The organism is Burkholderia sp. S171 (assembly GCF_009766085.1).
Lineage (GTDB): Bacteria > Pseudomonadota > Gammaproteobacteria > Burkholderiales > Burkholderiaceae > Caballeronia.
In genome coordinates, this window is record NZ_LMUF01000039.1 from 32,658 (window position 1) to 57,039 (window position 24,382).

General features: G+C 62.3%; 25 protein-coding genes. 12 read left to right on the forward strand and 13 right to left on the reverse strand.

The genetic code is table 11. The features are described 5' to 3' along the window. From GSQ93_RS20815 to fliR, 7 genes are all read left to right on the forward strand, one after another. Nucleotides 1-265, forward strand: a 265-nt coding sequence (locus GSQ93_RS20815) for a flagellar basal body-associated FliL family protein (protein WP_174254656.1), incomplete at its 5' end; no start/stop codon positions are given. Nucleotides 266-385: 120 nt separating this feature from the next. Continuing rightward, the gene (gene fliM / locus GSQ93_RS20820; protein WP_158937542.1) at nucleotides 386-1,384 is read left to right on the forward strand and encodes a flagellar motor switch protein FliM; all 999 of its coding nucleotides are present in this window, start codon (nucleotides 386-388) and stop codon (nucleotides 1,382-1,384) included. Continuing rightward, entirely contained in the window at nucleotides 1,377-1,814 is a 438-nt protein-coding gene (gene fliN / locus GSQ93_RS20825) for a flagellar motor switch protein FliN (RefSeq protein WP_158937543.1), read from the forward strand. The genes fliM and fliN overlap by 8 nt, the downstream gene beginning before the upstream one ends. Further along, a complete protein-coding gene (fliO, locus tag GSQ93_RS20830; RefSeq protein WP_158937544.1) occupies nucleotides 1,811-2,353 on the forward strand; it encodes a flagellar biosynthetic protein FliO in 543 nt (180 codons plus the stop codon). The genes fliN and fliO overlap by 4 nt, the downstream gene beginning before the upstream one ends. After that, nucleotides 2,353-3,129, forward strand: a complete 777-nt coding sequence (gene fliP / locus GSQ93_RS20835; protein ID WP_158937545.1) for a flagellar type III secretion system pore protein FliP — start codon at nucleotides 2,353-2,355, stop codon at nucleotides 3,127-3,129. The genes fliO and fliP overlap by 1 nt, the downstream gene beginning before the upstream one ends. Nucleotides 3,130-3,145: 16 nt before the next feature. Beyond that, a complete protein-coding gene (gene fliQ, locus GSQ93_RS20840) occupies nucleotides 3,146-3,415 on the forward strand; it encodes a flagellar biosynthesis protein FliQ (protein WP_062084878.1) in 270 nt (89 codons plus the stop codon). A 2-nt stretch (nucleotides 3,416-3,417) separates the two neighbouring features. Then, the gene (gene fliR, locus GSQ93_RS20845) at nucleotides 3,418-4,209 is read left to right on the forward strand and encodes a flagellar biosynthetic protein FliR (protein WP_158937546.1); all 792 of its coding nucleotides are present in this window, start codon (nucleotides 3,418-3,420) and stop codon (nucleotides 4,207-4,209) included. 16 nt (nucleotides 4,210-4,225) lie between these two features. Here the strand turns inward: fliR and GSQ93_RS20850 are convergent, their stop codons facing one another. The 13 genes from GSQ93_RS20850 to flgB all read right to left on the reverse strand — a co-directional run bounded on the left by GSQ93_RS20850 (nucleotide 4,226) and on the right by flgB (nucleotide 17,799). Beyond that, a complete protein-coding gene (locus GSQ93_RS20850; RefSeq protein ID WP_158937547.1) occupies nucleotides 4,226-5,341 on the reverse strand; it encodes a Fic family protein in 1,116 nt (371 codons plus the stop codon). 230 nt (nucleotides 5,342-5,571) lie between these two features. Next, complete coding sequence (flgL, locus tag GSQ93_RS20855; protein WP_158937548.1) at nucleotides 5,572-6,846, reverse strand: flagellar hook-associated protein FlgL; 1,275 nt, start codon at nucleotides 6,844-6,846, stop codon at nucleotides 5,572-5,574. Nucleotides 6,847-6,856: 10 nt separating this feature from the next. After that, complete coding sequence (gene flgK, locus GSQ93_RS20860) at nucleotides 6,857-8,812, reverse strand: flagellar hook-associated protein FlgK (RefSeq protein ID WP_158937549.1); 1,956 nt, start codon at nucleotides 8,810-8,812, stop codon at nucleotides 6,857-6,859. Between the two features lie 311 nt (nucleotides 8,813-9,123). Then, nucleotides 9,124-9,879: a flagellar brake protein gene (locus GSQ93_RS20865; protein ID WP_174254657.1), complete on the reverse strand. Its 756-nt coding sequence runs from the start codon at nucleotides 9,877-9,879 to the stop codon at nucleotides 9,124-9,126. Between the two features lie 395 nt (nucleotides 9,880-10,274). Continuing rightward, on the reverse strand, nucleotides 10,275-11,255 hold the full coding sequence (gene flgJ, locus GSQ93_RS20870; protein ID WP_254073982.1) for a flagellar assembly peptidoglycan hydrolase FlgJ: 981 nt from the start codon (nucleotides 11,253-11,255) through the stop codon (nucleotides 10,275-10,277). A 57-nt stretch (nucleotides 11,256-11,312) separates the two neighbouring features. Then, entirely contained in the window at nucleotides 11,313-12,443 is a 1,131-nt protein-coding gene (locus tag GSQ93_RS20875; protein ID WP_158937551.1) for a flagellar basal body P-ring protein FlgI, read from the reverse strand. 2 nt (nucleotides 12,444-12,445) lie between these two features. Next, nucleotides 12,446-13,129, reverse strand: a complete 684-nt coding sequence (locus GSQ93_RS20880; RefSeq protein WP_158937552.1) for a flagellar basal body L-ring protein FlgH — start codon at nucleotides 13,127-13,129, stop codon at nucleotides 12,446-12,448. A gap of 55 nt (nucleotides 13,130-13,184) precedes the next feature. Beyond that, nucleotides 13,185-13,973: a flagellar basal-body rod protein FlgG gene (gene flgG, locus GSQ93_RS20885; RefSeq protein ID WP_158937553.1), complete on the reverse strand. Its 789-nt coding sequence runs from the start codon at nucleotides 13,971-13,973 to the stop codon at nucleotides 13,185-13,187. 24 nt (nucleotides 13,974-13,997) lie between these two features. Next, nucleotides 13,998-14,753, reverse strand: a complete 756-nt coding sequence (gene flgF, locus GSQ93_RS20890) for a flagellar basal-body rod protein FlgF (RefSeq protein WP_158937554.1) — start codon at nucleotides 14,751-14,753, stop codon at nucleotides 13,998-14,000. A 35-nt stretch (nucleotides 14,754-14,788) separates the two neighbouring features. Next, entirely contained in the window at nucleotides 14,789-16,048 is a 1,260-nt protein-coding gene (gene flgE, locus GSQ93_RS20895) for a flagellar hook protein FlgE (RefSeq protein WP_158937555.1), read from the reverse strand. A gap of 42 nt (nucleotides 16,049-16,090) precedes the next feature. Beyond that, a complete protein-coding gene (locus GSQ93_RS20900; protein ID WP_158937556.1) occupies nucleotides 16,091-16,825 on the reverse strand; it encodes a flagellar hook assembly protein FlgD in 735 nt (244 codons plus the stop codon). 10 nt (nucleotides 16,826-16,835) lie between these two features. Continuing rightward, entirely contained in the window at nucleotides 16,836-17,261 is a 426-nt protein-coding gene (gene flgC, locus GSQ93_RS20905; protein ID WP_056356433.1) for a flagellar basal body rod protein FlgC, read from the reverse strand. 46 nt (nucleotides 17,262-17,307) lie between these two features. Then, nucleotides 17,308-17,799, reverse strand: coding sequence for a flagellar basal body rod protein FlgB (gene flgB / locus GSQ93_RS20910; RefSeq protein ID WP_158937557.1), 492 nt, complete (start codon nucleotides 17,797-17,799; stop codon nucleotides 17,308-17,310). Nucleotides 17,800-18,107: 308 nt separating this feature from the next. On the opposite strand from flgB, the gene flgA reads away from it, so the two are divergent. The 5 genes from flgA (at nucleotide 18,108) to flhA (ending at nucleotide 24,325) form a co-directional block, all read left to right on the forward strand. Then, nucleotides 18,108-19,625, forward strand: a complete 1,518-nt coding sequence (flgA, locus tag GSQ93_RS20915) for a flagellar basal body P-ring formation chaperone FlgA (RefSeq protein ID WP_158937558.1) — start codon at nucleotides 18,108-18,110, stop codon at nucleotides 19,623-19,625. 190 nt (nucleotides 19,626-19,815) lie between these two features. Beyond that, a complete protein-coding gene (flgM, locus tag GSQ93_RS20920; protein ID WP_158937559.1) occupies nucleotides 19,816-20,145 on the forward strand; it encodes a flagellar biosynthesis anti-sigma factor FlgM in 330 nt (109 codons plus the stop codon). Nucleotides 20,146-20,305: 160 nt separating this feature from the next. Then, the gene (locus GSQ93_RS20925) at nucleotides 20,306-20,749 is read left to right on the forward strand and encodes a flagella synthesis protein FlgN (protein WP_158937560.1); all 444 of its coding nucleotides are present in this window, start codon (nucleotides 20,306-20,308) and stop codon (nucleotides 20,747-20,749) included. A 238-nt stretch (nucleotides 20,750-20,987) separates the two neighbouring features. Then, nucleotides 20,988-22,226: a flagellar biosynthesis protein FlhB gene (gene flhB, locus GSQ93_RS20930; RefSeq protein ID WP_158937561.1), complete on the forward strand. Its 1,239-nt coding sequence runs from the start codon at nucleotides 20,988-20,990 to the stop codon at nucleotides 22,224-22,226. Then, nucleotides 22,223-24,325: a flagellar biosynthesis protein FlhA gene (flhA, locus tag GSQ93_RS20935; protein WP_158937562.1), complete on the forward strand. Its 2,103-nt coding sequence runs from the start codon at nucleotides 22,223-22,225 to the stop codon at nucleotides 24,323-24,325. Before flhB ends, flhA begins: the two co-directional genes overlap by 4 nt. Nucleotides 24,326-24,382: the final 57 nt, after the last annotated feature.

The window sequence follows — 24,382 nt, forward strand, 5'->3', positions numbered from 1 at the left end:
CGATGGCATGCATTACCTGCGTATCGGCTTGACCCTGAAGCTGCCCGATCAGAAGGCACAAGCCGAATTGACCGAGCGTATGCCCGAAGTTCGCAGCCACATCCTGATGTTGTTATCGGCGAAACGGCCGGACGATCTGGCGGGTATCGACGGCAAGCGTGAACTCGCGAAGGAACTGCTGGAGACGGTCCAGAAGACCGGCGGCTCCCCTGACAGTCCGGCGCGTGTCCAGGAAGTGTTGTTCACGGAATTCGTCGTTCAATAATCCGCGCGACAGCCCTCGCCTTCAACCGCTCAAGCAAACGCAAACGCTAACGCGCCGCCAAAGCAACGAGGCGCAGCCGCCAAGCACCAAGCAACCGCGCACAGGAACCAAGGATCACTCATGGGCCACGAAGAGTTCATGTCGCAGGAGGAGGTGGATGCCCTGCTCAAGGGCGTCACCGGGGAAGTCGACGCAGTCGCCGACGAAACACGCTTCCATGGCGTGCGCCCCTACAACCTCGCGACGCAGGAACGCATCGTCCGGGGCCGCATGCCGGGCCTGGAAATCATCAACGACCGCTTCGCGCGCCTCTTGCGCGTCGGTATCTTCAACTTCATGCGGCGCTCGGCGGAAATCTCCGTCGGTCCGGTGAAGGTACAGAAGTACAGCGAATTCACCCGCAACCTGCCGATCCCGACGAACCTGAACCTCGTCCACGTGAAGCCGTTACGCGGCACCTCGCTGTTCGTGTTCGACCCGAACCTGGTGTTCTTCGTCGTCGATAACCTCTTCGGCGGCGACGGCCGTTTCCACACGCGCGTTGAAGGCCGCGAGTTCACGCAGACCGAACAACGCATCATCAGCAAGCTGCTGAATCTCGTGTTCGAACACTACGCGGCATCGTGGAAAACGGTGAGAACGCTGAACCTCGAATACGTGCGCTCGGAAATGCACACGCAATTCGCGAACGTGGCCACGCCGAACGAGATCGTGATCGTCACGCAGTTTTCCATCGAATTCGGTACGACGGGCGGCACGCTGCATATCTGCATGCCGTATTCGATGATCGAACCGATTCGCGACATCCTCTCCTCGCCCATTCAAGGCGAAGCGCTCGAGGTGGATCGCCGCTGGATTCGCGTGCTGTCGCAGCAAGTGCAGGCGGCCGAAGTGGAGCTCACAGTGGATCTGGCGGAGATCGGCACGACCTTCGAAAAGATCCTCAACATGCGCGCAGGCGATGTCCTGCCCATCAACGTGCCCGAACTAGTCACGGCAAAAGTGGACGGCGTCCCGGTCATGGAATGCGGCTACGGAATTTTCAATGGTCAATACGCGTTGCGCGTCCAGAAGATGATCAGCGCAACCGACACGATGAAGGAAGGTGGATATGAGTGACGTAACTGAACCGGGCACGCTGCCGTCCGATCCGCTCAAGGGCGAGGACTTCGGCATGGACGACTGGGCGAGCGCGCTGGCTGAGCAGAACGGCAACGAAACGCCGGCGGCGGCTTCATCGGCGGGTGTGTTCCAGCCTTTGTCGAAGGTTGAGGCACCCTCGACGCGCAATGACATCGACATGATTCTCGATATCCCCGTGCAGATGACGGTGGAACTCGGGCGGACCAAGATCGCCATCCGCAACCTGCTGCAACTGGCGCAGGGTTCGGTGGTGGAACTCGACGGCCTGGCCGGCGAACCGATGGATGTGCTGGTCAACGGCTGCCTGATCGCGCAGGGCGAAGTCGTGGTGGTCAACGACAAGTTCGGTATCCGTCTCACCGACATCATCACGCCGTCCGAACGCATCAGGAAGTTGAATCGATGAAACGCTTTGCCGCCGCGCTTGCAGCATTGGCAGCGCTTGCCATGACGCTTGCCGCCCACACCGCGCACGCCGCCGACATGAACGCCGTCAATCACGCGGCGCAGATTGCATCGGGCGTTGGCGCGGGCACGGCCGTGCCGTCACTCGGCGTGGGCGCGGTGCTGCAGACGCTGCTCGGCCTCGTGATCGTGATTGCGTTCGTGTTCGGCTGCGCGTGGCTCGCACGCAAGTTCGGCGTGGCCGGCACCAAGCGCACGGGGCTGGTGAGGGTGATCGGCGGAGCGTCGCTTGGCAACAAGGAGCGCGTCTCGGTGGTGGAGATCGGCGATACATGGCTCGTGCTCGGCGCAGCGCCCGGCAATGTGCGGCTGCTGCACACCATGCCGGCGGGATCGGCGGAACTCAAACTCGACAGCACGGACGCGAGCGTCGCTCCCGGCGGACAAGCGCTGCAAGGCAGTTTCGGTCAACGTTTTCGCGATGCCCTCGCCGGCGAAGCGAACAAACGTCTGCAAAAATTCGCAGGCGGGAGCAAGTAATGCAGGCTCGTTTTTTTGCACGGTGCGTGAGACTGGCGGGGCTGTTGCTACCCGTCGTCATGCTGGCCCTCCCCTACACCGCTTTTGCCCAAAGCACAGCAGGACTTCCCGCGTTCAACACCAGCGCCGGTCCGAACGGCGGCACGACGTATTCGCTCAGCGTCCAGACGATGCTGCTGCTCACGATGCTGTCGTTCCTGCCGGCCATGCTGCTGATGATGACGGGCTTCACGCGCATCATCATTGTGTTGTCGCTGCTGCGGCAAGCGCTGGGCACGACCAGCACGCCGCCTAATCAGGTGCTCGTCGGACTCGCGCTGTTTCTCACGCTGTTCGTGATGTCGCCGGTCCTCGACAAGGCTTATGTCGACGCGTACAAGCCTTTCTCCGACGGCACGATCACGATGGATCAGGCCATGACGCGCGGCGTCGCGCCGTTCAAGCAATTCATGTTGCGCCAGACCCGCGAAGCCGATCTCGCGCTGTTCGCCCGGATCGCCAAAGCGCCGCCGATGAACGGTCCCGAAGACGTGCCGCTCTCGCTGCTGGTGCCGTCGTTTGTGACCAGCGAGCTCAAGACGGGCTTCCAGATCGGCTTCACCATCTTCATTCCGTTCCTGATCATCGACATGGTGGTAGCGAGCGTGTTGATGTCGATGGGGATGATGATGGTATCGCCCACGACTATTTCACTGCCGTTCAAGCTGATGTTGTTCGTGCTGGTGGACGGCTGGCAATTGCTGATCGGCTCGCTCGCGCAGAGCTTCGTTTCATAGCGTCAGGAATTACACGATGACACCCGAATCCGTCATGTCGATCGCGCATCAGGCCATGTATGTGGCGCTGTTGCTCGCGGCTCCGCTGTTGCTGGTCGCGCTCGTGGTCGGCCTGGTAGTGAGCCTGTTCCAGGCCGCGACCCAGATCAACGAAAGCACGCTCTCGTTCATTCCGAAATTGCTTGCGGTAGCGCTGACGCTCGTGATCGCCGGCCCGTGGATGCTGGAAACGTTGCTCGATTACATGCGCCACGTTTTCACCATCACGCCCGCCATCACCGGCTAACGATGTTCTCCGTCACTTACGCGCAGCTCAATGTCTGGCTGACGTCATTCCTCTGGCCGTTCACGCGCATCCTCGCGCTGATTGCCACCGCGCCATTGCTGAGCCATCAAGCCATCCCGATTCGCGTCAAGGTGGCGATCGCGGCGTTCATGGCGCTGATCGTGGCGCCGACTATCGGCGCAGTGCCGCAAGTGACCGTGTTTTCCGCCGATGGCGTGATGATCATCATCAATCAGTTCCTGATCGGCGCGGCGCTCGGCATGACGATGCAGATTGCATTCGCTGCCATCGATGCCGCCGGCGAGTTTATCGGCATGCAAATGGGCCTGGGTTTTGCGATGCTCTACGACCCGCGCGCCGGGGGGAATTCGGTGGTGATATCGCGGTATCTGAACACCATCGCCATGCTGGCGTTCCTTGTGTTCGACGGCCACCTGCAAATGATCAGCGCCCTCGTGCAGACGTTCCAGAGCGTGCCGGTGAGCGCGAATGTACTGGGTTCGGCCACGTTCGCTCGCGGCTGGCAGACGCTTGCGACCTATGGCGTAAGCGTGTTTTCGACGGGCTTGCTGCTGTCGCTGCCGGTGGTCACCGCGTTGCTGATCGCCAACCTCGCGCTGGGCATCCTGAATCGCGCGGCGCCGCAGATCGGGATTTTCCAGGTGGGCTTTCCGGTCACCATGCTGGTCGGATTCCTGCTGATCCAGTTGATGATCCCCAACATGATCCCGTTCTTTCAACGCATTTTCGATAGCGGTATCGACCAGATGGGGCGCGTGGCGGCTGCGCTTTAGCAGCCGGCCAAGCTAGTCAATCAGCCAGTTCGTATGCGGTGCTGCGCCCGCCCGACACGGATCTCCGCAGCACTCCCAACGCCACCAGTTCGCCGATGTCGCGTAACGCGGTATCCGGCGAACACTTCGCGACAGCCGCCCACTTGCTACTGGTCAGCTTGCCATCGAAACCATCGAGCAACCGGTTCAGCAGCTTGATCTGCCGCTCGTTGAACGGCGCGGCGGCCCAGCGCTGCCAGAAACGCGTCTTGACCAGCACCGCGTCCACCGTGTGCTGGGCGTTATCCACTGCGCGATGCAGCGCGTCGAGGAACCACGCAAGCCACGCGGTGACGTCGAGCGATCCGCGCTGGGTCTGCTCGAGGATGTCGTAATAAGCGCTGCGCTCCGACTGGATCTGCGCCGACAGGCTGTAGAAACGCTGCGGACTGCCATCGGCACGGGCGAGCAGCAAGTCCCCTATCGCGCGGGCGATACGGCCGTTGCCGTCGTCGAAAGGATGCAGTGTGACGAACCACAGATGCGCCAGCCCGGCCTTGATCACCGGCGCCACAGCCGAGTCGCGATTGAGCCAGTCGAGAAAACGCGTGGTCTCGGCGTTGAGGCGATCGGCCGGCGGCGCCTCGAAATGAACCCGCTGACGGCCGATGGGACCGGACACCACTTGCATGGCGCCGTTTTCGTCGTTGCGCCAAGCGCCGATCTGGATCCGTGACATCCCGCTGAAGCCGGTCGGAAACAACGCTGCGTGCCACGCAAACAAGCGCTCGCGGGTCAGCGGGGCGTCGCAGCGAGCGGTAGCGTCAAGCACCATTTCAACGACGCCCTCCACGTGCCGGTCGACCGGCGCCAGCGCTCCGATATCCACCCCAAGCCGGCGCGCGATAGACGACCGGACTGAATCCGCATTCAGCCTTTCCCCTTCGATCTCGCTGGTCTTGAGCACGTCCTCGGTGAGCGCGGCCAGACTTGCCTGATTGCGCAGGTTCAAACCGACATCGGCGAGGCGGCCGTGCAGCAAACCCTGGGCGCGACTGACTGCGGCCAGCGGCGCCGCGATCGTCGACAGATCGTAGCGCCAGGCCGGCCAGTCAGGATCTTCCCAGATAAAAGTCCATTCTCCGCGTTTCATGCGGTGATTATGAGGCGTAATCACCGCAAAGGGTGATTTATTCACCGCATTAATTGCGGAGAATAAAACCGCTATTCACCGCACGCGTTCAGCGGAAGGGGTTCTAACGCATCGGCATCACTCAATAAAACCCAATAAAAAGGGCCGCCCGTCAAACCGGCGGCCCAAAACACATCCTGCAACCCACATCAATTCCTTCCCTGCTCGCCCCCCGGCGATTAACTGCTCAATTAACTGCTCAGATAGTTGAACAGCGACATTTTCTGGATCTGCGCAAAAGCCTGCTGTGCAGCTTGCAGCGAATTCTGCGTCATCTCGTACTGGCTGATCGCACTGGGCAAATTGACGCTGACCAGGTCTGCCAGATTGTTGGCGGTTTGCGTCGAAGTCGTCTGCATGGCGGTCTGGGTCGCCGTGACTTCCTGTTCGCGGCCACCTACCGCAGTCTGCGTCGTCAGCACGTTGTTGTACGTGTTGCTGATTTTCGAGCCCGCCGTGGTCAGCGCGTTTTGCAACGTCGCCTGCTGGGCGTCCGAATCGGCGGGTTGCTTCAGTGCATTCACCAACGAATCGAGCGTCGTGAAAATGTCCGTATCGCTGATGTTGCCGGTGTTCGCCGGCGACACAGTAAACGTATCGCCCGATGCCGGCGTGCCGGAAATAGCGACGGTCTGCGAACCCACCGTGATGTTCCCGCCGGCCGTATAAGGCGTCGGCGTGGTCGGCGCGGTCACGGTCGGGGGCGTCGTCGACGGATCCAAGGACGTGACCGAGTACGAACTGACGCTCGTGGGCGGCGTGCCGCTAGTCGTCGTCCCGAACGTAATGGTGTAGATCAACGAGTTGGCCGGATCGCTGCTGTTGCTCACGCTGGCCGGACTGATCGTGCCCGAGCCCGTATTCGCGGCGGATCCCGACGTCACCGGCGAGCTTTCGTTCGACGAAACGCTTTGGAATATCGCTGAACCCGGATCGGCTACGTTGATCGTGCGGGTGTCTGAAATCTGTACCTGGCGCTGCCCGGGGCCGCCGTCGTAGGTCGCGCCAACGCCCGAGGCGTTGTCGCTGAAGGGCTTCGAGCCGCCCTGGAAACCGGCAAAGATGTAGTTGCCGTTGGCGTCGGTGGTGTTGGCGAGCGTCGTCAACGTGCTGCGATAACCCTGCAGCTGGGTCGCAAGCGCGCTGCGGTCGGTGTCGTTGAGCGTGCCGTTGCCGGCGTTCACGACCAGCGACTGGATACTCTGCATCACGTTCGTCACGCTGGTGAGCGTGGAGTCTTCCTGCTGCAGCGAGGTCAGCGCCGACGACTGGTTGGTCGAGTACTGCGCGAGGTTGGCCGCCTGCGAGGTCAGCGCCACGGCTTGCGCGGCGCCAAGCGGATTGTCGGCGGCGGTCTGCAAGGCCTTGCCCGACGAGATCTGCGCATACATGTTGGCGAGCGATGCCTGCTGATTGTTCATCGTCTCGACATTCATCGTGAAGTACTGGGAGCTAGAGATGCGCATCGTGAAAGCCTCAGTTGAAAATGCCGAGCAGCGTCGTGAACAGCGTGGAAGCGGTCTGGATGACCTTGCTGTTGGCCTGGTACAACTGCTGGTACTGAATCAGGTTGGCGGCCTCTTCATTCAGGTTCACGCCCGACACAGACTGCTGCGCCGACGTCGCTTGCGTGAGCACCGCGGTCGCCGACGTACTCGAACTCTGCAGATTGTTGGTTTCGTTACCGATCTGGTTGACGTAGTTCGCATACGCGCTCGTCAACGAGTCCGTGCCGCCGTTCAGCGACTTCGCCGTCCCGAGATTCGCCATCGCGAGTGCATTGCTGCCGTCGCTGCTGCCGCCCTTGTTCGCGCCGATGGTGAAGGTATCGCCGTTTGCCGGCGTGCCGCTGATCGTTGCGCTGACATTCGTGCCGTAGGACAGCTTGAGACCCTGGGCAGGGTTGTAGGCGAACGCCGTGCCTGCCGGAACGGTCGTGCCGCTCGGCAACGTGACGGGCAGGTTCGACGTAAATTGCTGGGCGGTCGAGTTATACGTCAGCGTCAAGGTCGTTGTCGGGATCGAATAACCCGCGGTGACTGTGGCCGCCGAAATGTTCGCGGTGCCGGCGTTGCTCGCTCCCGCCGATGCCACCGCTGGCGAGGCTGCAGCAATTGCGGTCGGGTTCGTGGTGACCAGCGAGAAGGCCGCAAGCGAGCCGCTCGTCGGCTGGATGTTGAACGAATCGCCGGCCTTCATGGTGCCGCTTGCCACCGAGATGTTCAGGCCCGCAACGGTGCCGCTGACCGCGCCGGTCGTCGGGTCAGCCGTGAGGGTGCCGAGCGACGCGCCGCTCGCGCTGTCGCTGAGCGTGTAGTTCGTGCCGTTGTAGGACAGCGTATAGTTGCTGCTGGGCGCCTGAGTCGGATTCGCAATCGATACGTCGAGCTGAGCCGTGCCCGTATTGCGCGAATTCGCATAAATGGTCGGGCTGCCGGTCGAAAACAGCGCGGTGCCGGGGTTGCCGTTCAGGTCCACGCCCAACGCGTTTTGCTGGTTCAGTTGCGCGGCGAAACTGGTCGCGAGGGAGCCAAGCTGAGCTTGCGCCGGATCGAGCGACTGGCTGCGGAATGCGAGCAATCCGCCGACCGTGCCGCCGCCGAACGTGGAGTCGGGCAGATATTGTGTTTGCGCCGGCGTCTGCGTCGAGCCGTCCGGCGATGCATACGCAATCGACAACTCGCTCGGGTCCGACGTCGATGTCACCGCCTGCAACTGATACGCCGTTGTTCCCGACACCAGCGGCTGGCCGGTCCCGATCGACACGTTGTACATGCCGTTGACGGTGTTGACCTGCACGTTCGTCAACTGGCTCAGGTTCGATACTGCCGTGTCGCGTGCATCGAGCAACTGGTTCGGCGGCTGGCCCTGCGCGCTTGCGGCGGCAATCTGGCCGTTCAGCGTAGCGATCTGGTTCGTGTAGTTGTTGATCTGCGTGACCGCGCTGGTCAGCGACTGGTTGACGCCGGAGCGGAGCTGGCTGTAGTTCGCGGCCGCGGCGGTCATCTGGTTGACGAGCGATTGCCCGCTGCTCATCAGCGACTGGCGCGTCGACGTCGTGGCGGGGCTGTTCGCCACCGACTGCAAGCTCGTGAAGTAGCTCGTCATGCTGGAGCCGATACCTGTGGTCGGATCGCCCACGAGGTTGTTCAGCTGCGACAACATCGAGTAGTAGGTATTCAGCGAACTGCTGTTGGACTGCGCGGCATTGAGCTGCGTGGTCAGGAACGAGCTGTAGGAACGCGCGACGGTCGCTGTCTGGACGCCGGAGCCCAGATAACCCGACGTCGTGTATTGCCCCGACGCCTCCTGGTACACCGGTTTCTCCTGGGTGTAGCCCGGAGTCGCAGCGTTGCTGATGTTCTGTCCGGTGGTCGTCAAACCCCATTGGGCTGCATTAAGACCACTGACGCCGATATCGAATAGGGACATGCAAGGAATCCTGGTAAAGGCACGAAGCCCGGGCCGCCGCTGTGTGACGACAACTGGTGTATATCGGCCGATTGCAGAAAAAGTTGAATCCCGGCGCGGTGAACCGGACGCGCGTGGTTTAAGCGCCGTGCCGATGAAACCCGCAAGCGCACCGCGCCATGACGGATTATTCCCCGGCATTGATCGGAGCAATTGGTGAAGCAGCGGGGAAATTGGGCGTCAGTTCGCCGAATGGAAGAGGTGTTACGGGGGAGGAAGCTACGTACTACTGCGCGGGCGGAGCGAGCACGGGGCTCGCCGCCGCATCAACGTTACCGCGCCAGTGACCGGCGTTTCATCTCGAGTTGCGTAATCAAGCGCTGCAGCGTGTTCTCGGCTGACCCTGGCAAGCTCATGAACTTGAAGCCGAGCGTGTAGCGCAGATCACCTCTTGAATTCACGGTCTGCCGGTTCGACATCAGTTGCAGGTCGAGCACGACTTTGCCCGGGTTGCTGAAGTGCAATTCCACGGCACGCAGGATCAATCCGACTTCCATCGATGCAACCCGCTCATCCATGGTCCGCAGCGCAACGCCACCCAGCGAGAGGTCGTTCACTTCAAAGCGAAAACGCTCGCCATTCGGCAATTCGCCGCTGCAGATGTACGGATCGAGCACAGGCGCTTCCACGCGGAAATACTCACGCCGCTGCATGTAGAACAGCACCGGCGGGAAATCCGATTCAAACGCCGGGTGCCCTTCGAACAGAATTTCACGCGGTGTGCCGGTGGCGAATTCAACGCGGATTCCGTCGGGACTCGCGTGGAACATCAGGTTTTCCGAGCGCAGCATTGCCTGGTTCTGCTCGGGGATGCCACCCCAATCGAAGATGAACGTGCGCGCGGCCGGGTTCACGTCGAGCAGGCGAGTAACGATCTGTCCCGTACCGTGATCGACGGTCAGAAAATCAGCTCGATTAACGAGGTTGCGTAAAGAGACGCCGATTTCCAGCGGATTACGCCGGCCGAAATCAGGAAGATCGGTGTCGTCGTCTGGTATGTCGGAACCGTTTGGCGGATTCATATTCATGGGGCTTGCCGTGTTCGTTTGCTCGCTCGCGCCTCGATTCCCGAGACTGTTTGAGCGTCCAACCGGACCCCGTGGATCCGGCACTTCGATGTTTCATTTAGCGGCAACCGGGATCGAATATTTAGGGTTGGCTGTAAAAAAACTTCCCTAATCTCGTATTCGGCGGCCGAAAACGTTCGCAAAGAGCGCAAATCGAAACGAACCAGCACATTCTCTCCATTTCGATGCCTTGCAGCCGGGCCGGCGCCTTCCGGGCGCACCATGCCCCCGTTTCTCGCCGTCAGCCTGCATCGTCTTATAGTGCGACATTGGCCCCGTCGCTTTTTACACCTTACTCGTAATACGTTTCGTCTACCTATATACATGCAGCAAAAGGTGCGCCAGTCCGCACTCGTTCAAGCAATGTGCCGCATGATCGAAATCAACTTTTTAGCGTATTGCGGGTCGGTTGCATATCCCGCTTTCTGCATTCCGTGGGCAAAACCAGCGGCATCGCGCGAGGCTTCCACGACCGGCGCGTAGCGCGGATTGCTCTTGAGCACGGTGGCGTAGTCGGTGAGTGCGTCCTCGTACGAGTCGTAGGCGCGGAATTTCTCCACCACTTTTTGCGGTTTGCCGTTCACGTATTCCGTGGTCACCGCGCTCGTGGTCTTGCCGGTCCAGTCGCTGGTCGCCTTGATGCCGAACACGTTGTGACTCGAACTGCCGTCCGAGTTCTTGATCTCGCGCTTGCCCCAGCCGGACTCGAGCGCCGCCTGGCCGATGATAAATCGCGCCGGAATCCCGGTCGCCGAACTGGCGGCCTGCGCCGGCGCAGCAAGACGGTCGACGAACGCCGCGACCTTGTCCGATCCCACGCCGCGTGCGGGCGGCGTCAGCGCGCTGTCGGCGCTATAGCCGTTGCCATCGAGCGATGCCTTCGACGACGCCGTCGATGACCCCGCCGCATTCGCATACGCCTTGGCCATCGCGTTCATGGCGGCCATGTTGCCGGCGTTCGCGCTGCTGTCGCCGCTCGCGCCCGCACTCGCGCCATCAGCGGACGGCGTCGCGCCTGCGTTGCGCATCAGTTGCTTGAGCATCATGTCGGCGACGCCAATGCCCTTCGCGCCCATGTTCTGCGAAAGCTGCTGGTCGAGCATCGACGTGAAGGTCTTGCTGTCGTTCGAATCGAAAGGGCTGTCCGACGGTGTGGCGTCGCGCATGCTCTTCAACATCATCTGCGTGAAAACGGCGTCGAACTGCTTGGCGGCCGCCTTCAATCCCTGCTGCGGGTTCGCGTTGGCCTGGGCGCGCATGGCGTCGAAGCCCTGGACGTCGAGCGCAAACCGGTTCGACAACGAACCCAGGCCGCTGCTCGTGTCGGTTGTGTTCATTGATGCGAGCGCGTTGCTTGTCGTACCGGTCCCGTTCGCGTTCATGACCTGTCGCCTTTAAATAATTTCAAGATCGGCGCGCAACGCACCCGCCGCTTTCATCGATTGCAAAATCGAGATCAAGTCCGCCGGCGTCGCCCCGAGGGCATTCAACGCCTTGACCACGTCCGCGAGCGTCGCGCTTGCTGCTACCTGCTTCAACGCGCCCGAGTCCTGCTTCAACTGGATATTCGACTGCTTCGCGGCCACGGTTTGTCCGTTGGAGAACGCGCCCGGCTGGCTCACGGCGGTCGTCGTGTTGATCACCACCGACAAATTGCCATGCGCGACCGCGCAGTTCTGCAGCGTGACCATCTGGTTCATCACGATAGAACCCGTGCGCGCATTGACGATCACCTTTGCTGCGGCCTGCGACGGCCTGACATCGATATTCTCAAGCTGCGCCATGAACGACACCACTTGCGACGGATCGGCCGGGGCGCGCAACTGGATCGTGCGGCCATCGAGCGCGATCGCCGTGCCCATGCCGAAATCGTTGTTCACCGCCGCCACGATCTTCTGCGTGGTGTCGAAGTCGAGCGTGTTCAGTTCCATTGTCATCACGCCGCCGGCTTGCGTCACCGCGGCGGGCACGGCCCGTTCGACCAGCGCGCCGCCCGGAATCCGGCCAACCGCCAACTGGTTGACCTGGACCTTGCTGCCGTTGGCGCTGGCACCCGCTCCACCGACCGCGAGATTGCCCTGCGCCATTGCGTACACCTGACCATCGGCGCCTTTGAGCGGCGCCATCAGCAACGTACCGCCGCGCAAACTCTTGGCATTACCCAGCGACGACACGGTTACATCAATCGCTTCGCCCGGCCGCGAAAACGGCGGTAGCACAGCCGTCACCATCACGGCGGCGACGTTCTTCAACTGCATGTTCTGGGTGGTCGCGGCATTCAGCGTGATGCCGAGGTTGCCGAGCATGTTCACCAAGCTTTGCGTGGTGAACGGTGTCTGGGTGGTCTGGTCGCCCGTGCCGTCGAGTCCGACCACGAGGCCATAGCCGATCAATGGATTGTCACGCACGCCCTGGAACGAAACCAGGTCCTTGAGGCGCTCCGCTTGAGCGGCCTGCGGAAGCGCGGCAACAAACGCCAGCGCGATGACGAACGAACGAAGAAGCAAGCGAAGGAAGAGTTTCATGATCAGAAGGGCGCCACGTTAAGAAAGAAGCGCTGAAGCCAGCCCATCTGCTGCGATTCATCGATATAACCCTTCGCCGAATATTCAATCTTCGCGTCCGCCACCTGCGTGGAAAAGACCGTGTTGGTACCGGAGATGGTCGTCGGATTGACGACGCCGGAGAAGCGCACGAATTCGTTGCCCTGGTTGATGAGCATCTGCTTCTCGCCGCTCACTTCCAGGTTGCCGTTGGGCAGCACGCCGGTCACGGTGACCGTCAGCGTGCCGTTAAAGGTATTGGCCGCGCTCGCGCCACCCGCGCCGTTGAAGCCGTTGGAACCGGCGGCGCTCAGGTTGGTGTTGTGAAACAGCCCGCCGAAGATCCCCGGCGTGACCGGCACGGCGAACGCCTCGCTGGCGTTGCGCGCCGCGTTCGCTGCCGACGACTTCGTCGCGTTGACGTTTTCCGCGATCACGATAGTAATGATGTCGCCGGTATTGCGCGGGCGCTGGTCTTCGAACAGCGGCCGTCCCGCGTAGCCCGCGTTGTAGATCGCGCCGGATGATGCCGAATTGAGCGGCGGCGCCGGCGGGCGCGCGGTCATCGGCTGCTGGGTGATCGGCTCTTTGGGCACGAGCGCGCAGGCCGCCAAGGCGACCAGCGCCAGCACCGATATGCTGCGTATGCGTGAAAATTGTGATGACATCTTCGTGGTCCTTCGGAATTGCGCTGCTGATGCGGGTGATGCCGGTTGATGCAACTCAAACCTGCATCTGGCTCAGCGTCTGCAGCATCTGGTCCGACGTGGTCACGGCCTTGCTGTTGATTTCATAGGCGCGCTGGGTCTGGATCATGTTCACCAGTTCCTGGACCACGTTCACATTCGACGACTCCACATATCCCTGCTGCAACTGTCCCGCGCCGTTCAAACCCGGCGTCACGACGTTCGCCGTACCGGACGAAGCCGTTTCCGCAAACAGGTTTTCACCGCGTGCATCGAGACCGGCCGGGTTGACGAAGGTCGCGAGCTGCAACTGGCCGACCGTCGTGTTGGCGGAGCTGCCCTGCGCCGTGGTCGTGACCGTGCCGTCCGAGCCGATCGTCACGCTGGTCGCCGTCGAGGGGATCGTGATGGCCGGGGTGACCTGATAACCGCTCGACGTGACGAGCTGACCTTGCGCGTTGGTCTGGAACGAGCCGTCGCGGGTGTAAGCGGTGGTGCCGTCGGGCATCGTCACCTGGAAGAAGCCGTTGCCGTTAATGGCGACGTCCTTCGAGTTGCCGGTCTGCTGCAGGTTGCCCTGCGTGTAGAGGCGTTCGGTTGCGACCTGTTGCACGCCGGTGCCGATCTGGCTGCCCGACGCCAGTTCGGTCTGCTGCGTGGAGCTCGCGCCCGGCTGGCGGACGGTTTGGTACAGCAAGTCCTCGAACACCGCGCGCGAACCCTTGAAGCCGTTCGTGCTGACGTTGGCGAGATTGTTCGAAATCACGTCCATCTGCGACTGCTGCGCGTTCATGCCGGTTGCGGCGATGTAGAGAGAGCGGTTCATGGTTTTTTATCCTGGTACTGCGGATTAACTGAAGTCGAGCAGCTTGTTAGCCGACTGATCGTTCGAGTTGGCTGAGTCGAGCAACTTGGTCTGCATCTGGAACTGGCGGGCGTTGGTGATCATGTCGACCATCGCGGACACCGCATTCACGTTGCTGCCTTCCAGCGACGCGGGCGCCACCGTCACCGTGGGATCGGCATCGGCGGGCTGGTTGTCGGCGGTGCGAAACAGGCCGTCGTCGCCGCGTGTCAAGGTTCCCGCCTCGGGGTTGACGAGCTTCAACTGGTCGACCGTCGCAATAGCGGTGGCCGGCTCGCCCGGCATCAGCGCGGTCACCGTCCCGTCTTTACCGATAGTGACTGCCGCGCCCGGCGGGATCGACATGGGACCGCTGTTGCCAAGCACCGGCAGGTTGTTTGCCGTGACGAGCTGGCCGTTGGCATCGACGTGAAGATTGCCGGCACGCGTGTAAGCCTCCCCGCCATCTTCCGTTTGCACGGAAAGCCAGCCCGGACCCTGGACGGCGACATCGAGCGGATTGCCGGTCTGCTGGATCGGACCCGGCGTGTAATCGGCGCTCGGCGTGGACGACAACACGAAAGTACGCGTCGTCGCGTCACCGGCCGCGCCGTTCTCGAAGCTCATCGGCACCTGTCGAAACGCGGAAAGCTGCGCGCGAAACCCCGTCGTCGATGCATTGGCGAGGTTGTTCGCCGTGACGCTCTGCTGCTCGAGCGCCTGCGCGGCGCCGCTCATCGCGGTATAGATCAGACGGTCCATTTATGACTCTCTCGTGCCCGGCGTGGCGGCGGCGCTTACAGGTTGATGAGCGTCTGGTCGACGGTTTGCTGCGTCTTGATCGTCTGCGCGTTCGCCTGGTAATTGCGCTGCGCCGTGATCAGGTCAACGAGCGAACTGGTCAGGTCGACGTTCGAGTTTTCCACCGCGCCGCCTTGCAGCGAGCCGTGGTTAGTCGAACCCGGTACGGACACCTGTGCGAGGCCCGATGCCGCGGTCTGCTGATAGTTGTTGCCGCCCAGGTCCTGCAAGCCGTTGTTGTTGGCGAACGTTGCCAGCGCGATCTGACCGAGCGCTTGCGTCTTGCCGTTGGTGTACGTGCCCGTCAGCGTGCCGTCCGTGCCGACCGAAAAGCCCGCCAGTTCGCTCGATGAATAGCCATCCTGAGTGCTGCTCACGAGGCCGGTCGTGGCGCCATACTGGGTCGTGCCTGTGAAGGACATCGACATGGTTTGCGTGGCGCCGGCGGTGTTGGACGCACCATTCGGAATCGAAAAGGAGAACGGCGCAATGGCGGTGGCGGGCGGCGTCGGGATCATGTTGCCCGACTGGTCGAACGTGACCTGGCCCAGATCACCGGCCACACCCGTCGACGTTCCCGTGACGGGCGTGTTGGCCGTGCCGCTGGTCGCGTAGGCTTCCCACGATCCCGTCGACTGCTTGACGAAAAACACGTTCACCGCATGCGTGCCGCCGAGCGAGTCGTTGACGTTGATCTGGCTCGTGGCGCTATACGTGTTCGCGTTGGTGGGGTCGAACGGCGTCTGCGTCGGCAGCGCTTGCTGCGAGTTCAGGTTGAACGCGAAACTCACGTTCTTGGTCGCCGACGGCGGCAGGTTCGAGTTCGGCACGACGAGCGGCACAGTCGCCGAGCTGTTGATCACGCCCTGCGCATTGGCGGCATAGCCCATCAGCGTCTGGCCGGCGGCATTGACGATCGTGCCGTTCGCCGCGAGGTTGAACACGCCGTTGCGCGAGTACACGTTCGCGCCGTTGGCCGACATCTGGAAGAAGCCGTTGCCGTTGATCGCGACATCCAGCGCCTGGCTGGTCGTGGTGATCGTGCCCTGGCCGAACTGCTGCTGCACTTCCGACATCTGCGAGCCAATGCCGATCTGGTTGTTCACGGCGGTGGCCACCGAATTCGCGTACATATCGGCGAATTGCGCCTGGCCTTGCTTGAAGCCGACGGTGTTCGCGTTGGCAATATTGTTGCCGATCACATCGAGATCGTTCGACGCGCCGGACAAACCAGATAAACCTTGTTGGTAACCCATGACGGTCTCCGCTTCTAGAAGAAAGAGCTAATAAATAGGGGCTTAGAGAATCGACGCGATGCTGGTCAACGGAACCGACTTGCCGGTCGAGAGCATGACGCCCGCCGTCCCGTCGCCCTGCTGCACCACGCTCTGCACCACCGAGGAAGACAGCGCGGTCGCCGTGGCCGCAGCGCCGTTGATCGTGCCTGCCGCCGTGATGGTGTACGTACCGTCTGGCAACGTCGCGCCGGTCTTGTCGGTTGGCGTCCAGCCCGAGATTGGCACCGTGCCTGCAGCCTGCGGCCCGAGGTCGATCGTGTTCACGACCTGGCCGGCGCTGTTCGTCACGCTCACCGTCAAGTCGCCAAGCGCGTTCGCCGTCTGCGCGCCGAAGGCGCTGGCCTTGCCGCCGCTCACGGTCATCGTGTTGCCAGGGGCGAGTACGGTTGCGCCGATCAGCATCGCAGCCTGCGACGACTGCCCAGCCGACAACTGCGTCGCGAGCGAGCTCAACGACGTGTTCAACTGGCCGATACCCGACACCGTGCTGATCTGCGCGAGTTGCGAGGTCATCTGCGAGCTGTCGGTCGGGTTGGTCGGATCCTGGTTCTGAAGCTGCGTGACGAGCAGCGTCAGGAAGGTGTTCTGCAGGTCCGCCGGCGACTGCGTACCCGTCGTGCTGGAGCTCGAGCTGGCCGACGACGTACCCGACGAGCTGGACGTGCCGTTCATGGTGTTCAGCAACGTCTGCGACATCGTCGTGCCGGTGTTGCCGATCGAAGTATTGGTTGTCACGGGTTGGTCCTCAGGTTCCGATCGTCAGGGTCTTAAGCATTAGCTGCTTGGCGGTATTGAGCGTCTCCACATTCGCCTGATACGAACGCGACGCCGAAATCATGTTGACCATTTCCTGCACCGGATCGACGTTCGGCATGGTCACGTAGCCGTCCGGGTTGGCTGCGGGATTGGTCGGGTCGTAGCTGGTTTTCATCGGCGTCGGGTCGTCGATCACGCCCGTCACCTGCACGCCGCCCACTTGCTGGCCGGACGCCGTGCGCGCGCCGCCGAGCGGGTCGACCGCGAACACCACCTGCTTCGCCTTGTACGGCTGGCCGTCCGGGCCGGTGGTGCTGTCCGCGTTCGCCAGGTTCGAGGCGGTCACGTTCAGGCGCTGCGCCTGCGCGGACATCGCCGAACCGGCAACGTTGAAGATGTTCATCAAAGAGGGCATTGCTGATCCTCGCTTTTACGTTAGTGCGCTGTTTAGTTCGACGTGGTTAGTTCGACGTGATCGCCGAGAGCATCGTCTTGATCTGCGACGACACCACCGTCATGCCGGCTTCGAAATGCAGCGCGTTGTCCGCGAACTGAACGCGCTCTGAATCCATGTCGACGGTGTTGCCGTCAAGCGCCGGCTGGCTCGGAATCCGGTACGCGAGGCGGCCGTAGTCGTCGGTGCTGCCACCGCTGGCGGTGAGCGTCGTCGTACCGGACATATGTCCCGGCGATGTCGTCGCAAGCGCCGAGCTGCTCGACACGCTCACCGGCTGCGCCATGGGCAACGCCGCGGTGCCGGAAGCTGTCGCGTCCGCCGCCGTGCCGGTCTTCTTCAGTGCGCCTGCGAGGGCGCTGGAGAAATCGACGTCACGCGCCTTGTAGCCCGGGGTATCGGCGTTCGCAATATTCGACGACAACAGTTCCTGCCGGTACGCGCGCACATCCAGCGCTTCGCGGCCAAACGCAAATTCCTGGTCTAGCTTGTCCAACATGGCGGTCCTCCTTCAGCTTCGGATCGTGTCTGCGGTGCTTTGGGTGCTTTTGCGTGTCTTGCGATGGGTGACGGCGGGTTGCCATTGGCTATCGAAGACTTTTGCATGAGACGAATCTTAGGAGCGAGACGCAAGATGCAATCAGACGAATAACAGGGAAAGGGGGCCTCTATTCGACGCTTGCCTTTAGCCGCCGAAATCTAGAATTCGTCTCGTGGGTTGATCGTTTGAAGAATTCACCGACTTTGGATGAGGGGTTTCTCGTTGCTGGTTGGCCGGATTCGCTGGATTTGTTTGGGAGAAACACAATGCACAGCTTCACTGCGCCTGCTCGCAAGCCGGCGGTTCATCGCCCGGCCGCGAACGGCCTGGTGAAAGCCCGCGCTCAGTTGGCGCGCCGTGTTGCGCCGAGCGGTCCGCTTGCGCTGTGCGTGCTGGCATGGGCGCTGATGACGGCCGGCGTGACGACGGCGCGCGCGCAGGAAGCGAGTGGCGGCAGCGGCACGATCATGATTGCCGGTCCCGCTGAAACCAATCCGGCGGCCGTCATGGCAATGGCGAAAGATGCCGGCATGACGGTGGACGGCAGTGCGAGTCAGCCGGCGAGCCCGGCTCAACCCGTGCGCACCTCGCATCCCGCGGGTTACGCCGCGGCGGCTCATGCAGCCGATGCCGCCATGCGTGCCGCCGCGCAGGCGCTCGATGCCCACGCCGACGCCGCCGACGCGTCTTCTTCTTCCGCCGATACCAGCGGTTTCATCGTGATTCCGGGACCGGGCGAAGCCAATGCACCGAAACCCGTGGCGGCGACGCCCCGGCTGGCGATGACGCCGAGCCGGACGGCGGCTGCATCGAACGATGCCCCCAATGCCAGCGGAATGATCGAGATTCCCGGCAATGGCGAGCCGAAAGCGCCTACTACTATTAGTAACGTTGCAAACAACGCCCGAGCCCCCGTTGCCGATACCCTTCCCCGCGTCACCACATCCTCACGCGACGTGATGCCCGTGGTCGTGGCAACAGACGGCAGCGCATCGGTCCAGGGCACCCCCCGCATTGCCTCGCGAGGCTTCCAGGCGAGACCGATCGCGGCTGCGCCCGCCACGCCGGTCGCCGGCATGATGTCGGTTTCGATGCGCACCCCGGCGCCCATCCGCGCCCCGCTCCAGCCCGCGCCCGCCATGGCCGGCGCACCCAATCAGCTCACACAGGACGGCGACTCGGTACGCGCCGCTGCGCTCGTCTTCCTGACGCAGCAGGCGGCCGGTTTGCCCGGCAAGGCCGACATCACCGTGACGCCCGTCTTTCCCCGCGGCCTCGCAGCCTGTTCGACACTCGAGCCGTTCCTGCCGGCGGGATCGCGTCTCTGGGGCCGCACCACGGTCGGCGTGCGGTGCTCGGGCGACCGGCCGTGGACGCTCTATCTGCAAGCGCGCGTCTCGGTGATGGCCACGTATTACCTTGCGGCCCGCGCCGTTGCGCCCGGCGAAGTGCTCACCGCCGCCGACCTGATTCCCCGCGATGGCGATCTCACCGCCATGCCGCAAGCCATCGTCACGGACCCGTCACAGGCCGTAGGCGCGGTGACGTTGTCGCGGCTCGCGGCGGGGCTGCCGCTGCGCACCGACATGCTGCGCGGCGCCGGCGCCGTGGTCATCGGACAGAGCGTGCACGTGGTGACCAACGGCGCCGGTTTTTCGATATCGGCGGAAGGCAGCGCCATGAATAACGCGGCACCCGGTCAGCAAGTTCGCGTCAAAACGGCCGGGGGACAGATCATTTCCGGCGTCGTGAAAGACGGTTCGACCGTGGAGATCCAGCTTTGAAAAAGGGTCCGGTGGAGCCCTATGTGGGTTATCCCTCACTTGTTTCAAATTGTTGCAATTCCTTATCGGGCTTATCCGATAAGGCTGAGCGGGAGATAAGGCTGACTGGCGCGTGGTCTGGGCGGCGGGAAGGTTAAAGTTTTTACATCGGTCCGCCGATAAAAGGATCACATCGTCAGGGAAGACCATCGTGAAAATCGATTCCAGCAACACCAGCCAGATCGCAGCATTGCAGGAAGCTGCACAACAACGTGCGGCGCAAACCGACGCGCAAACCACCAGCACGACGGGCGGCACGACCAGCAGCACCGGCGGCTCGAATTCGACGGTGAGCTTGTCGGCTTTATCGACGGATTTGCGCACGTCGGGCAGCGCCGACATCGATACGGCGAAAGTCGCGTCGATCAAGGCCGCGCTGAACGACGGCAGCTACAAGGTCGATTCGGGCAAGATCGCCGACGGCATGCTGAGCAGCGCACGAGAACTGATGCAAACGAACACCCCGCCGGCCGGCGGCTGAGCATAGCGGCTATGTGTTGCAGGCGGCGTCCAGAGCGCGCCCGCGGCATACAGACGATAGGTTTCAGATAGACGCATCGTTTCCACGATGCAGCGCCGGGCGGCTTTTTTTGACCTTGGCACCGCGATGAACGCGGGCCGGATCTTTTAGCGAGTCGCCCATGAAAGACGCCCTGCTTGCCACTGTTATCGACGAAACCGCTGCTGTTCAGGCGTTCGAGTCGCTGCTGGTCCACGAAGAGAAAGCGCTGATTGCGGCCTCGCCGCTTGATACGCTGCCTTCGATCATCGAACAAAAAACTGCGATCACCGAGCAGCTTGCCGCGCTGGAACGCCAGCGCGACGAGCAACTTGACGCGCTTGGGCTGCCGAAGGGTTTTATCGGCATGGAACAAGCCGTTACCGGCGACGAAGCGCTGGCCTCGCACTGGCAGGAATTGCTCGCGGCGGCGGGACGTGCTCGGCGCGGCAACAACAGCATCGGCGTGCTGATCCGCTCGCGCATGGAATACACCCGCAATGCGCTTGCCGCGTTGACCATGGCGCCGCCGAAGTCATCGTTTTATGGTCCCGATGGCCGCGTGCCCGGGATCTACGGAGTTTAAAAGCGGTTCTGTTCCGCCGATTCACAGCATTGCACTGCGCGCCGTGTCCCACCTCGGGACCGGCGCGTTTTTCATTTCGCCTGGCCGCTCGTGCTTCGCGCTCGTTCCATCGCCCGAATTACCCCCGTTTCTCCGCCCTGATCAGGCAATGGTCGCTGGCTGCTTTTCGCAATAATCGCTTCACTGGATCAATGCGTCAGGGCCTCGCCGAAGCCCCGCAGCGTCGGAGCAAAGCGAAGTGGCAGAAGAGAGCGACGTCGAAAAGACCGAGTCAGCGACTCCCAAGCGCCTTGAAAAGGCGCGGGAGGAAGGTCAGGTCGCGCGCTCGCGGGAACTTACGTCGTTCGCTTTGCTGGCAGCGGGATTCGGCGGCGTCTGGGGGTTCTCAGGTCCCGTCAGCCAGCATATGCAGGCCATCTTGCGCGGCGCGTTCACGTTCAATCACGAGACCGTCCTCGATACCAACCAGATGCTGATTGGCGCATCCGCCGCCGGCCGGGAAGGTTTCATGGCCTTGCTGCCCGTGCTCGCGCTGACGGGCCTCGCCGCGGTCGGCGCGCCCATGGCGCTTGGCGGCTGGCTGCTCAGCACCCAGGTCATGTCGCCGAAGTTCAGCCGCCTGAACCCTATCAGCGGGCTTGGCAAGATCTTCTCGGTGCAAGGGCCGATTGCGCTCGGCATGTCGATCCTGAAGACCCTGGTGGTCGGCGGACTGGCCGGCTGGGCGATGTGGACCCGCAAGGACGAAGTGCTGGGCCTCGTCGCGAAACCGCTGAACCTCGCACTCGCCGACACCATGCATCTGCTGGTGGTGTGCTGCGGCTCGGCCATCGCCGGACTGTTCCTTGTAGCCGCACTCGATGTCCCCTACCAGCTCTGGACGCACGCGAAGAAGCTGCGCATGAGCAAGGAGGAAGTAAAGCGCGAGCATCGTGAAAGCGATGGCGACCCGGCGGTCAAGGCGCGTATTCGCGCGCAGCAACGCGCCGCGGCCCGCCGCCGGATGATGACCGCTGTGCCGACCGCCGACGTGATCGTCACCAACCCGACCCACTTCGCCGTCGCGCTCAAATATGCCGATGGCGAAATGCGCGCGCCGAAGGTCGTCGCGAAGGGCGTGAACCTCGTGGCCGCGCGCATCCGCGAGATGGCGCTCGAACACAACGTGCCGCTGCTCGAAGCACCGCCGCTTGCGCGGGCGCTGTATCACAACGTCGAGATCGACCGCGAGATTCCCGGCGCGCTGTACGGCGCCGTTGCACAGGTGCTGGCGTGGGTGTACCAGTTGCGCAAATTCAAGAAAGACGGCGGCAGCCGACCGGACGAACCCGAGAATCTCGAGGTTCCGCCCGAACTCGATAAAGGCAGCGTCCCCGAATCGGAAGCCGACCAGGAAGCCGCCGAAGCGCTGGCTCCGGACAATGCAAACCCAGCCGGCAATGATGGAAATGACCCGATGAAAGGAAGCAGAGCATGAACGCGCGCGCCGGATTTTTCTCGAAGCGCCCTGACGCATTGGGATCGCAGAACTTGCGGGCCTTAGCCGGCCCGGTACTGATCTGCATGATCCTCGGCATGATGATCTTGCCGTTGCCGGCCTTTCTGCTCGACTTGCTGTTCACGTTCAACATCGCGTTGTCCGTGATGGTGCTGCTGGTCAGCATGTACACGCAAAAGCCGCTCGACTTCGCCGCGTTCCCCAGCGTGCTGCTGTTCTCCACGCTGCTGCGTTTGTCGCTGAATGTGGCGTCCACGCGAATCGTTTTGCTCGAAGGCCATACCGGTCCCGACGCCGCCGGCCAGGTGATCGAATCGTTCGGCCACTTCCTGGTGGGCGGGAATTTCGCGGTCGGTATTGTGGTGTTCGTGATCCTGATGATCATCAACTTCATGGTGATTACCAAGGGCGCGGGCCGGATTGCCGAAGTGGGCGCGCGCTTCACCCTCGACGCGATGCCGGGCAAGCAGATGGCTATCGATGCCGACTTGAACGCCGGCCTCATCAACGAAGACCAGGCGCGCAAGCGCCGCTTGCAAGTCGCGCAGGAGGCCGAGTTCTACGGCTCCATGGACGGTGCAAGCAAGTTCGTGCGCGGCGACGCGATCGCGGGCTTGATGATCATGATCATCAACATCGTGGGCGGCTTGATTGTCGGGATGCTCCAGCACGACATGGACTTCGCGCACGCGGCCACGAACTACACGTTGCTGACCATCGGCGATGGCCTCGTCGCACAGATCCCCTCGCTGATCATTTCGACGGCAGCGGGCGTGATCGTGTCGCGGGTGGCAACCGAAGAGGATATCGGCACGCAGTTGACGGGGCAGCTCTTCAATAACCCGCGCGTGTTGATGATTACCGGCGTGATTATCGGCATCATGGGGTTGATTCCCGGCATGCCGCACTTCGCATTCTTGCTGCTGGGCGGCGGCTTGGTTTACGCAGCGCGTTCGATGAACCAGCGCTTAGCAGCAAAGAAGAAAGCGTCGCTGGTTACCGACATTGTGCCGGCCGCCGCCGCACCGCTCGAAAATACGGAAGCGAGCTGGGACGACGTCGCGATGATCGATCCGCTCGGGCTCGAGGTGGGATATCGGCTGATACCGCTGGTCGATCGGAACGCAGATGGCGAGTTGTTGAAACGGATCAAGGGTATCCGCAAGAAGTTCGCGCAGGAAATCGGCTTCCTGCCGCCGGTGATTCATATTCGCGACAACCTGGAGTTGCGTCCGAATGGTTACCGGATTGCGCTGAAGGGTGTGGAAGTGGGCGTAGGCGAAGCATTCCCGGGCCAATGGCTCGCGATCAACCCGGGTCAGGTCTCGGCCACGTTACCGGGGAATCCGACACAGGATCCGGCGTTTGGTTTGCCGGCGGTGTGGATCGATACAAACTTGCGTGAACAGGCTCAGGTCTACGGCTATACCGTCGTCGATGCCAGCACGGTCGTGGCCACTCACCTGAACCACCTGGTCGTGACGCACGCCGCCGAATTGCTGGGTCGTCAGGAAGTGCAGGCGCTGCTGGAGCGCATTGGCAAGGACACGCCTTCGTTGACCGACGATCTGGTGCCGAAGACGCTGGCGCTGACCACCTTGCAGAAGGTGCTGCAGAACTTGTTGGACGAAGGCGTTCCTATCCGCGATATGCGCACGATCCTTGACGCATTGCAGGAACATGCACCGAAGATATCCGATCCTTATGAGCTGACGGCGGCGGTGCGTTTGGCGTTGGGTCGCGCGATCACGCAGCAATGGTATCCGGGCAGCGGTGAGTTGCAGGTGATGGGACTGGATCCGGCGCTGGAGCGCGTGTTGTCGCAGGCGCTGGCGACGGGCGCGAATCCTGGGCTCGAACCGGGCTTGGCGCAGACGCTGTTGAACTCGACGCAAAACGCGATTCTGCGTCAGCAGAACATGGGATTGCCGCCGGTATTGCTGGTGCAGCATTCGTTGCGCGCCATGCTTGCGCGTTTCCTGCGACGCAGCTTGCCGCAGTTGAAGGTGCTGTCGTATGCGGAAGTGCCGGATACGCGGAATATCAAGGTGATGAATTTGATTGGGGCGCAAGGGTAGGGAGGGGTTTAGGGGGGGCGCTGGCGGTTGGGGCGCTGGCGGTTGGGGCGCTGGCGG

What these genes read in the sequence shown, in the direction of transcription:
- fliM (WP_158937542.1), top strand. Translation starts at nt 386, where the DNA reads ATGGGCCACGAAGAGTTCATGTCGCAGGAGGAGGTGGATGCCCTGCTC.
- fliN (WP_158937543.1), top strand. Translation starts at nt 1,377, where the DNA reads ATGAGTGACGTAACTGAACCGGGCACGCTGCCGTCCGATCCGCTCAAG.
- fliO (WP_158937544.1), top strand. Translation starts at nt 1,811, where the DNA reads ATGAAACGCTTTGCCGCCGCGCTTGCAGCATTGGCAGCGCTTGCCATG.
- fliP (WP_158937545.1), top strand. Translation starts at nt 2,353, where the DNA reads ATGCAGGCTCGTTTTTTTGCACGGTGCGTGAGACTGGCGGGGCTGTTG.
- fliQ (WP_062084878.1), top strand. Translation starts at nt 3,146, where the DNA reads ATGACACCCGAATCCGTCATGTCGATCGCGCATCAGGCCATGTATGTG.
- fliR (WP_158937546.1), top strand. Translation starts at nt 3,418, where the DNA reads ATGTTCTCCGTCACTTACGCGCAGCTCAATGTCTGGCTGACGTCATTC.
- GSQ93_RS20850 (WP_158937547.1), bottom strand. Translation starts at nt 5,341, where the DNA reads ATGAAACGCGGAGAATGGACTTTTATCTGGGAAGATCCTGACTGGCCG.
- flgL (WP_158937548.1), bottom strand. Translation starts at nt 6,846, where the DNA reads ATGCGCATCTCTAGCTCCCAGTACTTCACGATGAATGTCGAGACGATG.
- flgK (WP_158937549.1), bottom strand. Translation starts at nt 8,812, where the DNA reads ATGTCCCTATTCGATATCGGCGTCAGTGGTCTTAATGCAGCCCAATGG.
- GSQ93_RS20865 (WP_174254657.1), bottom strand. Translation starts at nt 9,879, where the DNA reads ATGAATATGAATCCGCCAAACGGTTCCGACATACCAGACGACGACACC.
- flgJ (WP_254073982.1), bottom strand. Translation starts at nt 11,255, where the DNA reads ATGAACACAACCGACACGAGCAGCGGCCTGGGTTCGTTGTCGAACCGG.
- GSQ93_RS20875 (WP_158937551.1), bottom strand. Translation starts at nt 12,443, where the DNA reads ATGAAACTCTTCCTTCGCTTGCTTCTTCGTTCGTTCGTCATCGCGCTG.
- GSQ93_RS20880 (WP_158937552.1), bottom strand. Translation starts at nt 13,129, where the DNA reads ATGTCATCACAATTTTCACGCATACGCAGCATATCGGTGCTGGCGCTG.
- flgG (WP_158937553.1), bottom strand. Translation starts at nt 13,973, where the DNA reads ATGAACCGCTCTCTCTACATCGCCGCAACCGGCATGAACGCGCAGCAG.
- flgF (WP_158937554.1), bottom strand. Translation starts at nt 14,753, where the DNA reads ATGGACCGTCTGATCTATACCGCGATGAGCGGCGCCGCGCAGGCGCTC.
- flgE (WP_158937555.1), bottom strand. Translation starts at nt 16,048, where the DNA reads ATGGGTTACCAACAAGGTTTATCTGGTTTGTCCGGCGCGTCGAACGAT.
- flgC (WP_056356433.1), bottom strand. Translation starts at nt 17,261, where the DNA reads ATGCCCTCTTTGATGAACATCTTCAACGTTGCCGGTTCGGCGATGTCC.
- flgB (WP_158937557.1), bottom strand. Translation starts at nt 17,799, where the DNA reads ATGTTGGACAAGCTAGACCAGGAATTTGCGTTTGGCCGCGAAGCGCTG.
- flgA (WP_158937558.1), top strand. Translation starts at nt 18,108, where the DNA reads ATGCACAGCTTCACTGCGCCTGCTCGCAAGCCGGCGGTTCATCGCCCG.
- GSQ93_RS20925 (WP_158937560.1), top strand. Translation starts at nt 20,306, where the DNA reads ATGAAAGACGCCCTGCTTGCCACTGTTATCGACGAAACCGCTGCTGTT.
- flhA (WP_158937562.1), top strand. Translation starts at nt 22,223, where the DNA reads ATGAACGCGCGCGCCGGATTTTTCTCGAAGCGCCCTGACGCATTGGGA.